Origin of the sequence: Chryseobacterium sp., assembly GCF_019236175.1 — a bacterium.
Taxonomy (GTDB): Bacteria; Bacteroidota; Bacteroidia; order Flavobacteriales; family Weeksellaceae; genus Chryseobacterium.
The window spans coordinates 22,201-37,058 of sequence record NZ_JAFAJM010000005.1 but is presented as its reverse complement, the minus strand read 5'-3'; the positions used below and the strand labels follow the sequence as shown (position 1 = coordinate 37,058).

The 14,858-nt window shown below is 39.3% G+C and carries 6 protein-coding genes; 3 read left to right on the top strand and 3 right to left on the bottom strand.

The window, feature by feature from the left end; translation table 11 throughout:
* The first annotated feature begins 35 nt into the window (after positions 1-35).
* Positions 36-494 carry an Lrp/AsnC family transcriptional regulator gene (locus JO178_RS04350; protein ID WP_291932239.1) on the top strand — a complete coding sequence of 153 codons (459 nt, stop codon included), beginning with the start codon at positions 36-38 and terminating at the stop codon, positions 492-494.
* 60 nt (positions 495-554) lie between these two features.
* Here JO178_RS04350 and JO178_RS04345 read toward each other — a convergent pair whose 3' ends face one another.
* From JO178_RS04345 to JO178_RS04335, 3 genes are all read right to left on the bottom strand, one after another.
* A complete protein-coding gene (locus tag JO178_RS04345) occupies positions 555-1,583 on the bottom strand; it encodes a bestrophin family ion channel (RefSeq protein WP_291932236.1) in 1,029 nt (342 codons plus the stop codon).
* A 116-nt stretch (positions 1,584-1,699) separates the two neighbouring features.
* Entirely contained in the window at positions 1,700-3,772 is a 2,073-nt protein-coding gene (locus JO178_RS04340; protein ID WP_291932232.1) for an alpha-ketoacid dehydrogenase subunit alpha/beta, read from the bottom strand.
* A 75-nt stretch (positions 3,773-3,847) separates the two neighbouring features.
* Positions 3,848-5,980, bottom strand: coding sequence for a S8 family peptidase (locus JO178_RS04335; RefSeq protein ID WP_291932229.1), 2,133 nt, complete (start codon positions 5,978-5,980; stop codon positions 3,848-3,850).
* 268 nt (positions 5,981-6,248) lie between these two features.
* Here JO178_RS04335 and dnaE point away from each other — a divergent pair, with 268 nt between their 5' ends.
* Together dnaE and JO178_RS04325 are read left to right on the top strand one after the other, a co-directional pair.
* Entirely contained in the window at positions 6,249-10,916 is a 4,668-nt protein-coding gene (dnaE, locus tag JO178_RS04330; RefSeq protein ID WP_291932226.1) for a DNA polymerase III subunit alpha, read from the top strand.
* Positions 10,917-11,255: 339 nt separating this feature from the next.
* Positions 11,256-14,795, top strand: coding sequence for a T9SS type A sorting domain-containing protein (locus JO178_RS04325; protein WP_291932223.1), 3,540 nt, complete (start codon positions 11,256-11,258; stop codon positions 14,793-14,795).
* Positions 14,796-14,858 lie beyond the last annotated feature (63 nt).

The window sequence follows — 14,858 nt, the reverse complement described above, 5'->3', positions numbered from 1 at the left end:
TTCGGTGATATTAAATTTTCACCAAAAATTTATCTATGGAACTTGACGAAACTGACAAAAAACTTCTTGTATTTTTACAGGAAGATTGTAAACAAACCACCAAAGAACTGTCCGGTAAGCTCGGTTTATCTGTTACAGCAGTTTATGAACGGGTAAAAAAGATGGAAAATGCCGGAGTTATTTCAAAATATGTAGCTTTATTGGACAGGAGCAGAATCCATAGGAATTTTATTGCTTTGTGTCATGTGAAACTAACACAGCATAAAAAAGAATTTGTATTACAGTTCGAAAAAGAAGTGATGAATCTTCAGGAAGTTACAGAATGTTTTCATGTGAGCGGAGACTATGATTATATTCTCAAAATAGGAGTGAAAGATATTGAAGACTACCGTAGTTTTATGCTGACAAAGCTTACTACTCTTCAGCATATTGCCAGTACACACAGTTCATTTATGATTTCCGAAGTGAAAAATACAACGGCAATTGCTTTATAAAATAAAAAAGAGGAGGGTCTGAAATAACCTTCCTCTTTTTTATTGTAAATTTTTGTTTTCTTATACCAGTACGCCATGTTTGGATGCGATGGGGTCCGGAAGGTCTGTTTCTCCGCCCATCTGAAGAAGATCAATTTCTATAGTTCTGCAGATAGAAAGCATTGGGACATCAAACATAAGCCCTGCAAAAGGGTTTTCGGAATAATCTCCCACGAGTTCCATGATAATATAAATCCAGCCAATAATAATACAGAATGGAATTGACGTCCAGATGCCCCAGTCTCCTAATTTGGCAAATTCATTCACGAGTCCAAGTGGTAATAGCATGATAAACAGTATATTGAAAATAAATGCTGTGCTGGCAAATTGTCTGGGAGAAGGAAATTTTTTGATTCTCTCCGCCTGTCCCTGGAAATTATAGAATTCATTGAGGCTGTTCTGAAGCTGAGTCTGGTTGAAATCTGTAATGGCATTCATGTTTTTCAGTTCATTAATATCTTTTGCCTGTTGAGAAATCAGAAAAGTAGCAAAATTTTTATAATGATCTTTGAGGTCATATTCTTCTTCCGAAAGGTATTTATGCAGAAAAATAGGAGCTCTTCCGTAATCCGGAAATCCTGCTTTGATGAGTCTGTTTCTTCTGAGATTGGTATTGATAAATTTGTTTTCTGCTCCGATATGTTCCCATTCTGTTGGAATCAGAAGTTGCTCGCGGAAAGTGTATAGCCAGGCGATATGGCGGTATACAATTCTTTTTTTCCGGTCCTCAAGATCAAAAGTTCCTATTTCTTCATTATGGGTATCAAAAGCGTAAACCATTGATGCAAATGAGCGGCTTGAATTCACAATTCCGCCCCAGATTTTTCTGGCTTCCCAAAGCCTGTCGTAAGCCTGATTATTTTTAAAGCCCACTAAAAAGGCTTCTGCTGTACCAATCAAAGCAACAGGAACCCATGGAATTGTCATCCATTCCCAATTGAAAAAATAAAAAAGAACGGCAATAAGGGTGCACCATGCTGAAATTAAAATAAGATGAGTACCCGATAGATTAAGGACCTGTTTATAATTGATGTACTTTGTAGTGATCATAGAGCTGTGAGGAATTTTAGATGTGCATACAAACAAAATAGATACCAAAATAAGCCATCTTTTCTGTTTATTAAAAATAATAAAAAAAACCTCTGAAAAATCAGAGGTTTGTATAATTAATGAGTAAACATTTCTTTAATTTTATTGCTTAGCTTTTCAGCGTTCGGAAGCATTTCTTTTTCCAGTATCAGATTAATAGGAACTGCAGGGACATCCAGAGCGCCCATTGTTTCTACCGGGGCATCCAGATATTTGAAACAGTTTTTGGAAATACGGTGTGCAAAAGCTTCTGCAAAAGAGTTGTTGAGTTGTTCTTCAGTAAGAACAATACATTTTCCGTGGGCTTTTACTCTTTCAAAAACAAGTTCTTCATCCAGAGGGATTAAAGTTCTCAGATCTATTACTTCAACTCTTCCGTTAAAGTTTTTAGCGGCTTCTTTAGCCCAGTAAACTCCCATTCCGTAAGTTACGATTACTAAAGTTCGTCCTTTTTCAGTTTCATTTTTATCAGCTTCAATAATAACTTTTCCTTTTCCGAATGGCAGGATATAGTCTTCAGCCGGCTCAATGGTTTTTGCATCTTCTGTTCCCGGAACTTTGCTCCAGTATAATCCTTTATGTTCCAGCATGACAACCGGATTAGGATCATAATAAGCAGCCTTCAGCAGTCCTTTGAAATCTGCGGCATTACTCGGATACGCAATTTTGATTCCTTTAATATTAGCTAAAATACTTTCAACGCTCCCGCTGTGATAAGGCCCACCACCGCCATATGCGCCGATAGGTACACGGATAATATTGCTGACAGGGAATTTTCCGCCGCTTAAGTAGCTTGATTTAGAGATCTCAGTGATAAGCTGGTTGATTCCCGGATAGATGTAGTCTGCGAACTGAACTTCTACAATAGGTTTTAAGCCAACGGCGCTCATCCCGGTTGTGGAACCAATGATGTAAGCCTCCTGAATGGCTGTATTGAAAACCCTTTTGCTTCCGAATTTCTTCCCTAAAGTTACCGTCTCACGGAAAACTCCGCCGATTCTTTCTCCTACATCCTGCCCGTACAGAAGAGCTTCAGGGTGTTTCCACATCAGTTCCTGAATAGCGTGAATAGCGGCATCTACCATAACGATCTTTTCTCCGCCGGCTGGCTCACGTGTTCCTGTTTCCTCTGTAATAGGAGTAGGAGCGAAGACATGCTGCATCACTGTTTCCGGAGCCGGATCTTCTGCATTTTTAGCTCTTTCGAAAGCTTCTTCCGCTTCAAGACGTGCTTTTTTGGTAATCTGTTTTAAAAGATCTTCATCCACTCCCGCTTCCAGAAGCTGATTTCTAAGAATTTCTCCCGGATCTTTTGCTCTGTGTTTTATTAAATCTTCTTCATCTCTATAGAATTCTCTTCTTACCCCGGAAGTATGATGACCGATCAGTACTGTTTTTGCACAGACTACTAAAGGTTTTCTTTCTGTTCTTACAAAGTCTACGGCCTTTTTCATCGCTTCAAAGCTTTCTGTAAAGTCAGTGCCGTCTACTCTCATTCTGCTTAGTCCTGTGAATCCTGCTACAAAATCATAAGCATCACAGGTTCTTGCCTCTTCTTTAGTTACGGAAATCCCCCATTCGTTGTCCTGAACCAGAAAAATAATAGGAAGCTGATGCAGAGCTGCAAACTGTAAAGCTTCACTTACTTCACCTTCGGTAACGGAATTGTCACCAAGGCTGCAAACCACAACAGGATTATTTTCAAAATGCTGAAGATTAAAGTCCTGAATATATTTTATTCCTTGTGCAACGCCAGTTGTAGGAATGGTTTGCATTCCTGTAGCAGAGCTCTGGTGAATAATTTTGGGCTTGTTTTCATCTCTGCTGGATGGATGGGAATAATAAGACCTTCCTCCCGAAAAAGGATCATCAGCTTTAGCTAATAACTGAAGCATGAGCTGATAAGGTTCAAAGCCAATTCCTAAAAGAATGCTTTCATCTCTGTAATAAGGAGAAACCCAGTCTTCTTTTTTGAGCTGATAAGCTGTTGCCAGCTGAATGGCTTCATGACCTCTTGATGTACTATGAACGTATTTACAGACATTTCTGTTTTCTTCATAAATATCTGCCATCGCTTTGGCCAGCATCATATGGTTGTAAGCCTTAAGTAATATATCCTGAGAAACTTTTTCGTGAAGTGTATTTTCCATAGAAAGCAAATATACATAAAAAAACAAAATACTAACAACTGTTAGTATTTTGTAATAAATCTATGTTATTGATGATTATTCTTTAATCACTTTTTTAGAGATCACGTCTTTATCAGTTTTTACTTCAATAATGTAAATCCCTTTTGTATAAGCAGATAGGTCTACACTTTCTTTATCGCTGTTGATATTGCCGCTTTGTAATTTTTTACCGGACATATCATAAATAGTGAAAGTAGATTTTTTAGGTGCTTTCAATATATTGGTTACGTCTTTGGTAATCGTTGGAGAAATTGCCAATTCACCCAGTGTATTCGTTTTTGTGTCCTGAGTTCCCAATACCTGATTGAATCCTGTCACGATAACTGAATAGTTCTGAGGAGCTGTAACACTTGGATTGGCGTTATTCTTTAATGTTCCTTTATGTGAAATTTCAATTTTATAATTTCTTCCTGCTACAGGAGCATCTACAATTACCTGTTCTACGTTGTCTACGGTATTGTCACCTTTAACGGCTGTATTTGGACTTGCTGCATTTAATTTCCACGGTAAGTAAACGGTGTTTGTTTCCATGTCGGTGATTCTAAGATCCAAATCATTGACCAATCTTGAGCTTCTGTTGTTGTAAGCGTCACTCCAGCTCATTGATGCCGGTAATTTGTATTCCGGATCAATCCATGAAATGGTTACTTTGATCGGAGTATTTCCTGTTGCCAGGATTGTCTTAGAATTAACCGCTCCGTTATTTAATGTTTCGTTATTGAAAATAACGGTGTTGTTAGATTTTCCTACTAATAATTCAGCTCCTTTTTTCGCGTCAATGAATCCCCACCCGAACAATGGATCCGGTCCCGGGTTTCCTGCTTCAGCAGCTGAATGAATCATTAAGGTTTTAGCTGCGGCAGCGTTTAATTCTGTTCCGTCAAATAATTGTTTGTTAATTTGGGTCCATAGTCCAATCACTCCGGTTACTACAGGTGCTGAATAAGAAGTTCCGCTGCCTACGGTCAAGCTTTGGCTGCCCACGGTATTTTCTGCAGTAGATGCACTTCCTACGTCTGTTCCTACCGCTGAAATATCCGGTTTGATACCTCCATCATCACGAGGTCCCGCACTACTGTAATCTGAATGAATGACATCTGCTGAGGCAGTATATCTTCCTGAATTAGCAGTAATTCTGTCAGTAGCTCCTACAACAATGATATTCTTTGCCAGTGAACCAGGGCCAATACAATCAAATCCCTGAGCACAGTTTGTAGTAGGTAATACATCTGTCGCAGCAAACGGTACAAGATTGTCATTATCATCAGTATAATATGCCGGAAGTGGAGCGGGTGTTGGGTAGTTCGGTCCAAATCCAAAATAGTTTCCTGAAGATTTTACAATAACATAGCCAGGGTTGTTATAAACAATCGCATCATAGTTTTGATCGCTTCCGAAGTAGGTTCCCTGAAGGTCATATGAAGACCCTGGACTGTCGAAAACGCCATTCCATACCCATGCGTCGACGCCGTTTACTGTCTGCAGATCCCAACCTACATTTGATCCGTAAGAGTGGTTTGATATTTTAGGCTGAGCGGTCAGAATCTTTTGAAATACTGTACTTGTTGAGGTGTCACCCGGTAATGTAGAATCACGGAAGGTGTAAGAATCCATGGTTGAGTTCTTTGCTATTCCCTGGAAATTGATTGCTCTGGAAGTACCATCAGTAAAAGTCACGGTCTGTGAATATGGTTTTGCTCCTATGAAACCGGCGACAGCAGTAGAGTGTGCTGCATAATTCAGTGTACTGGCTTCTTTGTTTGTAATTCGGTTGGTACCGTTGTTGAAGAATACGTGTCCTCCAAAAACTCTTCCTCCGTCAAATATTGTAAATTTAATATTCTCACCGTTAAATGCTCCGGTAAGTCCGGTTACTGTTCCATCCTGAAGAAAGTCAGCATTTGCATTTTTAATTTGGTCCATATCTTCATTCCTGTAAAAAAAAGGTTTTCCATTGGGCATAAAGCCGGCTAAACTGGTCCTTTTTTCTTCAATTTCTTTCAGAGCTTCAGGGGTTCTGCTGGTGGCTGAACGCCTTGCTGCATAAGAGTCAAACTTTGCGCTGTTCTCTTTGTTTTGTTTTTCAAACTCTCTTTTTAATCCTTCATTGTTTTGCGCACTTATTAGCGTAATGGCCAAAGTGCTGACCAAAAGTAAATGTTTCTTCATGATAAGTTGGTAAAATGTTAAAAAAATATTATAAGTCAAATATATAATAAAATGTTTTTAAAAAGATTATTTTTCATAAATATTTCCTATTTTTTTTGTTGTAATGTTTAAATGATGGTTTATTCTTTGAATATTGGTTGATTTTTTAACTGAGTTTAGATTGTGTTTTTGTGAATTTAATTCTTATTTTTATTGTACTGCGAAAGAAGTCATTCGAAAAAAATGAAGTAACTTTACATTCTCTTTCTTAAAAAAGTTAGAAATTTATATGTATTTAATTTTTGACACAGAAACAACCGGTTTACCAAAGAATTTTAACGCTCCGCTCTCAGATTCAGACAACTGGCCAAGAATGGTTCAGATTGCATGGCAATTACACGATGATAATGGTGTTTTAATTGAAAATCAGGATTATATAATAAAGCCTGAAGGGTATGATATCCCCTTTAATGCAGCCAGAATTCACGGGATTACAACAAAAATTGCTAATGAAGAAGGACGTGATCTTCAGGAGGTTCTGGAAGAATTTTCCAAAGTGCTGGAGCGTGTAAGAGTGGTTTCCGGACACAATGTGGAGTTTGACTACAATATTGTAGGCGCTGAATTTTACAGAAAAAATCTAAAAGATAATTTACAGGAAAAACCCAGAGCTGATACCATGATTCTGGGAACAGATTACTGCCAGTTGGGAGGTGGCAGAGGCGGTAGGTTTAAGCCACCGAAACTTGAAGAACTTTATGAAAAGCTTTATGGGAATAAATTTGACGAAGCCCATAATGCGGCAGCTGACGTAAATGCAACCGCTCAGGTCTTCTTCGAGATGGTCCGGATCGGTGTTGTATCTGCTGAAACTCTAAAAGTGTCCGAGGATCAGCTTGCTTATTTTAAAAGTCTTTATCCGGAGCCCATAAAACCTTTTGGTATTGTTATCAGGAGGCAGGTTGCAGATTTCCATAATAAGAAAAAACAGGCAGATTTCGGAAGTGTTGATGAGATTGATCTTGGGAAATATTTCAATTTCAATAACCACAGTGTTTTTTCAACATTGCTGGCTACTTCCAGTATCAATGATCTTATAAAGAAAGCCTCTGATGATAACTTTCCTGCAGTGGGAATGGTAGATCTGGGGAATATGATGGGTGCTTTTAAGTTTGTTTCAGCAGTAGAATCTGCCAATTCTGACAGGTCCAAGAAACATAAAGAATATCTTGAAAAAAAACAGGAAGCAGCAGAAAACGGTTCTGAATTTACAGAAACGGAGCCTGTTTCTGATCCGCTTATTCCTGTAGTGGGGTGTGAGTTTTATATTTCGGACCGGTATGAACAAAAACAGTTTACCAAAGATGACCCCGACAGAAGAACACAGGTGGTTCTTTTGGCGAAAGATTTTAACGGATATAAAAACCTGGCGAAACTTTCCAGTATTGGATTTTTAAAAGGCTTCTATTTTGGAGTTCCCCGAATCAGCCGTGCCCTGATTGCGGAATATAAAGAAGGACTGATTGCCCTGACCTCCGGTATTAACGGTGATATTCCCGATGCTATCCTTAATACGGGGGAACAGAAAGGGGAAGAACTTTTCAAATGGTGGAAGGATACATTTGAGGATGACTTTTATGTTCAGCTTCAAAATCATAATTTACCGGAAGAAGAGCATTTAAATGAAGTTCTGTTGTTCCTTGCAGATAAATATAATGTCAAGATCCTTGCGCAAAACGAAACCTTTTATACCGGTAAAGATGATGCCAATATTCAGGATATTGTAAGTTGCATTAAAGATGGAGAAAAGCTTTCAACACCTATCGGAAAAGGATTTGGTAAAAGAAGAGGGCTGCCTACCGGAGAATATTATATGAAAAACGCGGATGAGATTAAAGGAGCTTTTCTTGCTTATCCTGATGCTTTTGATACCTATGAAGAGTTTTTAGCGAAATTCAGTCCATATACTTTAAAAAGAGATGTTCTCCTTCCCAAGTTTGATATTCCCGAACAATTTATCCATACGGAAGATGATGTAGACGGAGGTAAAAGAGGAGAGATGGCTTATCTTACATATCTGACGTATGAGGGAGCGAAGAAAAGATATGTAGAGACGGGAATTACCGATGAAATTAAGGAACGTCTTGATTTTGAGCTGGAAGTAATTGCGAATACAGGATATCCGGGATACTTCCTTATTGTACAGGATTTCTGTAACGAAGCCCGTAAGATGGGAGTCTGGGTAGGCCCGGGAAGAGGATCGGCGGCAGGTTCTGCAGTGGCATACTGTATCGGAATTACCAATGTAGACCCTATTAAGTATGATCTCCTTTTTGAGAGATTCCTTAATCCGGAAAGAATTTCCATGCCTGATATTGATATTGACTTTGATGATGAAGGAAGAGACAGAATTATCAAATGGGTAATTGAAAAATACGGTCAGAACCAGGTGGCACAGATTATTACCTATTCCGTACTGGGTGGAAAGTCTGCCATTAAAGATGCGGGAAGGGTTCTTGATGTTCCTATTCCCGATACCAATAATATTGCCAAGCTTATTCCTTCCACACCCGGAATGAATATTGCCAAAGCTTTGGCAAAATATGAGAAATTAAAACCGGAAGAGCAAATGCTTGTCGATGAGATGAGATATGTTCTTGAGAGCCCTGATGATTCCCGTCACGATGTACTTGCCAGTGCTAAGAAAATGGAGGGCTGTATCAGAAATACAGGTATCCATGCCTGCGGTGTAATTATTACTCCTGAAGATGTAAGTAATCTTGTTCCGGTAACTATTGCTGCTAAAGATGCTGATATTTTGGTATCACAGTTTGATAACTCCGTTGCTGAAAGTGCGGGACTTCTGAAAATGGACTTTCTGGGCCTGAGAACACTTACCATTATTAAAGATGCTCTAAAGCTTGTAAAAGAAAGATACGGGGTCGAAATTGATCAGGATGAAATTCCGCTTGACGATGCTAAAACATATCAGCTCTTTAAAGAGGGAAGAACAGTAGGTATCTTCCAGTATGAAAGTCCCGGAATGCAAAAGTATATGAGAGAGTTAAAACCTACGGTTTTTGCCGATCTTATTGCCATGAATGCGTTATATCGTCCCGGGCCAATCAAGTATATTCCGAACTTTATTAACAGGAAACACGGAGTTGAAGAGATTGTTTATGACCTTCCGGAGACTGAAGAATATTTAAAAGAAACCTACGGAATTACGGTTTATCAGGAGCAGGTAATGCTTTTATCCCAGAAACTGGCCAACTTTACCAAAGGTGAAGCTGATACATTAAGAAAAGCAATGGGGAAAAAGCAGATTGATGTTCTGAATAAAATGTACCCTAAATTTATAGAAGGAGGCCGTAAAAATAACCTGGACGAAGGTCCGCTGGAAAAAATATGGAATGACTGGAAAGCTTTTGCGGAGTACGCATTCAACAAGTCTCACTCTACCTGTTATGCCTTTGTAGCCTATCAGACGGCATTCCTGAAAGCGAATTATCCGGCAGAATATATGGCGAGTGTAATGAGTAATAACATCAACAACACAGATTCTATCACCATGTTCATGGAAGATTGTAAAAGTATGGGGGTTGATGTTTTGGGACCGGATGTAAACGAATCTCAGTATAAATTCTCTGTAAATGAAAAAGGACAGATTCGTTTTGGACTGGGAGCGATTAAAGGAATAGGAGAAGGGCCAAGTGAAGCGATTACGAGAGAAAGAGAAAACGGAAGATTCAAAAATATTTACGATTTCTTTGAAAGAATATTGCCTTCACAAATGAACAAAAGAGTGGCGGAAAGTTTAGTGCTTGCCGGTGCCTTTGATGAACTGGACTCTTTCCACAGAGGCCAGTATTTTGATATCGATATGGCCGGAAAAACAAATCTTGAAAGGCTGATCAGATATGGGCAGAGCTTCCAGGAAAGTAAAAATGAGATGGAGCACTCTCTGTTTGCTGATTTTGCAGAGGAAGTTCAGATTGAGCAACCTAAGCTGCCTCCTTGTCCTGAATGGCCTAATATGCATAAACTTAATAAAGAAAAAGAAATTATAGGCTTCTATCTTTCTGCCCATCCGCTGGATGAATTTAAGTATCAGTATCAGTTTATGCAGGGACAACTGTCGAAGAAAGCAGTACTGGAAAAAGATGAAGAAGAAAAAACTGGTACGGAGGAAACGCCGGTTTTAGAACAGGACTCTCAGGATGAAACAGTAGATCTTACAGAAATTGTATCCGATGATATATCGATAGGAGATGAAGAAGTTATAGAAGAAGTGACAAAAAAAGCAGAGCCGAAAGGAACTTTCTCTTTTTTAAATCTTGATGAGGTGGATGCTTATAAAGAACAGGCTTTTGCCAGTAAACAGGAAGAGCTGTTTGAGGAAAAAAAGAAAGACTGGAAGACACTTCAGAAAGAACGTGAAAACGGCGGCGGTGGAAAAGAGTATACGGTAGCAGGACTGATTACGGAATATAGAGTTCAGGATGGCTTCAGAAGTGGAGAAAAAGTAGCTTTTGTTACGCTTGAAGATTATTCAGGATCGTACTCCTTCAGGCTTGGAGACCGGGATTATATGAGGCTGAAAGAAAAGCTTGAAGTTCAGCGTTTTGTGATTTTTAAAATCAAATTTGCTAAGGTAAAAGACGGAAGAGTCTTTGTCAATGTAAATGATGTTATAGAACTTCAGGAAGCATTTGAAAGATTTGCCAAAAGTATATCGCTGGTAATGGACGTGATGGATGTAAGAGCGGAAGATCTCGATTTTTTCAGAACGGTTCTGGACCGGAATAAAGGCAGTCAGAAATTGAAATTCTTTATTAAAAATATTGAAGACGACTCACATATTGAGGTGCAGTCTATGAAGCATTCTGTTGATCTGAACGGAGACCTTATCAAGGAAATACAATTGCTTCATAAATATGAATTTTATCTTAATTAGAAGTAAATTCTATGATACATATCTGAAAAGCGGCTCATGGGTCGCTTTTTTTTGTTTGCTAATTCAATATATTGCTATATTTTTTTTAATCTTTTTTTATATTAAATAGAAAATTTTTCACAACGTTTTTTAATGTTAATTATATTTAATATGTTGATTTTTAATGTTTTGTTATTTTTCATTCAATTATGAATTAAATGTTAAATTTAAATAAGTGTTTGAATTTAGTTTAAAATAATGTCTGTTTTTAATGGTTTTATTTAATAATATGTAATAATTTTTATTATTTAAATTAATATTTATACATTTACCGCCCTAACTTTTATTATTACTAATTATATGAAAAAAATTCTACTCACGTGCCTGACTGCATTTTACTATTGCGTGTCCGCACAGGTTGGTCCGCCATTGGCAGCCAATCCCAATACAAGTAACGGCTATGGGTTTACTCAGTCTATGGACACCTATACACCGTTGTCTGCTAACAGAACTATCTGGCAATCCGGAGCTACGATGGCAACAGATCTGGTATCCGGAGCAATTCCTTTACCAACTCCTTTTACCTACAACAACCAGAAATATAGTTCAGTCTATATTAGTAATAATGGTTTTGTTACCTTAGGAGTTGCAGCAACCAATGCAACATATTTAGGATTATCCGCGGATATTTCCCCAACGACATTTGATGCCTCCTTTGCAGGATTTGCTGTCAATTTAAAAAATGCCAATACTACAACTTCTGAGATTTCATACGAAACCGTAGGCTCTAAATTTATTGTACAGTATACCGATGTACAGGGAAATTCTGCTTCTGCAGCTCAGCTGTTGAATTTTCAGATTCAGCTCGATCTTACTGCCAAAACGGTAGCTATTGTGTATGGAAACTGTGTTTCCGGAACTGCAACATTATCTGGACAGGTAGGGATAAGAGGATCTGAAAGTTCTGATACCAATAATTTAACGGGAACAAACTGGACGGCACTTACAGTAGGAACTGCCATTACTTCTACACCCACTCTGGGAACGACCAATGGAACAACAGTTCCGGCTTCAGGGTTGACTTTTACTTATACCCCGGGAATATGGCAGACACCTCCTGCAGCCTACGCAACATTGCCTTTTACAGAAAACTTTAGTACCTGGGCCAATGGAAATTCTACTCTGGATCTGCCGAATGCCAATTATTGGAGAACATGGCCGGCAAGAGGAGATAATTCGTGGAGGCAAAGTGATATCGCAAGTGCCAGTACCGGATTTACTTCAGCATCAGGATGGACAGGTAATAGCGGCTCTTCAACAGTTTCGGGGAATGCTGTAGCCCCTGCCGCAAGATTCCACTCTTATAACTGTCAGTATGCATCAGGCTATATGGACCTGTATGTCAACTTATCTTCAGGATCAGGTAACAGAACATTAAGCTTCGACTATATTAATCCATCGGGAACAGATGTCCTGAAAATTCAGCTTTCCACAGACGGTGGAAATACTTTCACCGATTTAGGATCTCCTTTCGGAGTTTCAGCTTCATGGACGACCAATTTCGTAGATTTAGGATCATCGAGCCCGAATGCTATCGTAAGATTTCTGGCCAAAGGAGATAACGGGAGTGATGATATTTACGTAGATAACGTGAAAATTGCAGCCATTGCTATTCCTGATTGTACTGTAGCGACTGCACCCGCCAATGCGGCAACAGGAGTTTCGCTTACCCCAAGTATCAAATGGAATGCTGTAGGGGGAGCAACTTCTTATAAAATTAAACTGGGAACCACACCGGGAGGATCCAATGTGATGAATGGAGTAGACGTAGGGAATGTGCTTACCTATACCATACCTGCTGCAACACCGTTATTATATGGTACGACTTATTATGCGACCATTATGCCTGCAAACAGCTTCGGAACGGCAAGCGGATGTACTGAGACAACATTTACCACTAAAAATATCGGCTGTCCTTCAGTCAGTGCACCTGCGTCATCTGCTACAGGAGTTTCTCTTACTCCAACGATTAACTGGACTGCAGTAACTGATGCTACCGGATATAAATTATCCATCGGTACCACATCCGGAGGAACTGATGTGATGAATAATGTCGATTTAGGGAATGTTCTTACCTATACACTGCCTAATTCACTTAATTATAGCACAAAATATTATTACACACTTAATGCTTATACCGCAACAAGTAATTCAGCTTCTTGTACGGAACGTAACTTTACAACAATCTGCGGCGTTGAAAATGCTCCTACCGTTTCACAAGGGTTCACTTCATTTACACCGGCATGCTGGACAGCAGCCAAAGGAGACGTTGCTGCTTCCTCTACATTAACATACGGTTCCAGTAAATGGGCCTCTGAGGCCGGTTTTGCTAATACCGGCACTAATGCGGCTGTAAGATTGAATTTATACGGAACGAATACGGGAGACTGGCTAATCTCACAGGCCATCAACCTTGGAAGTACGCCGGGAATGTATAGAATAAAATACAGAATAGCGGTAACGGGATATTTATCAACCTCTTCCCAGACTACATTAGGAACTCATCAGGTAAGAGTAATTGTTTCTACAGACGGAGGGACAACCTGGAGCAACGCTAATGTTGTAAAAACATATACGGGAGCCGGAACTTATTCTAATACCGGTCAGACTGAAACTGTAGATCTGACAGGATATTCAGGAAATGTGAAAATTGCATTTGTAGCTACTACAAGCTCTACAACTCCTGATATTGATTTCCATATTGATGATTTTGTCATCGAAGCCGTTCCAACATGTGCTGAACCTGTTTCTCCTGCAGCAGGAAGTATTACTTCTTCCTCAGCAAGTATTTCCTGGTCTGCACCTGCCACGCCACCTGCCAGCGGATATGAATATTATTATTCGACAAATACCACTGCTCCTGTTGCGGCAACAGCACCAACAGGGACAACAACAGCAACTTCAGCCCCGCTATCCGGACTGGCAGCAAGTACAACCTATTATGTTTGGGTGAGATCAGCATGCAGCACCGGGGATAAAAGCCCTTGGGTAGGATCAGTAGCTTTCACTACGCTTTGTGGGGTAATGACCGCTCCTTTTTCTCAAAACTTTGATGCCGGAGTTCTGCCTAATTGCTGGAATAGCCTGAATCCTACAGCTACAACAACAGACGCTAATCTCTTCTGGAAATTTGCAGGTGCCTCAGATTATGGTGCCAGTGCAGCTAATAACGGAAAAGCAGCAGGTACTTATGCATGGGTAGATGCAAGCTCACCTTACACTGGAGCAGGAGCGAATACCGTACAACTGGTTACTCCATCCATCAGTCTGGCAGGAGTAGCGTTACCTTATGTTTCTTTTGACTGGTACAAAAATCATTCTACATCTACAGGAACTACCGTAGTGCCTTCTACATATGATAACAATAAGCTGACCGTGGAAGTGAATGATGGAAACGGATGGGTATCTATCTTTAGCGATACTTCAAATTCTAATCAGTGGAGAACAGTAGGGATTCCGTTAGCCGCTTCTTATAGCGGAGCTACCATTCAGGTACGATTTACAGTAGATAAAAACGTAAGTGGTAACGGATATTTCTATGATGATGTTCTTTTAGATAATCTGGAAGTAAAACAGAACCCTAATCTGGCAACTTCTGAAATAGCTGCAAAAGATAACAGCATTAAGGCTTATCCTAATCCTTTCACCGATATGCTGACTATTTCTGATGTTTCTAAAGTGCAGTCAATATCCATTATTGATCTTGCGGGAAGACTGGTGAAAACTATTGACAATCCATCTTCTGTACTTTACTTAAGTGATTTGAAACAAGGAATGTATCTGATGGTATTGGATATGAAAGACCGTTCCAAGCAGACGGTTAAAATACTTAAAAAATAGAGTGTAAACTTTTTTATTTTTTTAAAGCAGTAACTGTGAGGTTGCTGCTTTTTTATTATATAT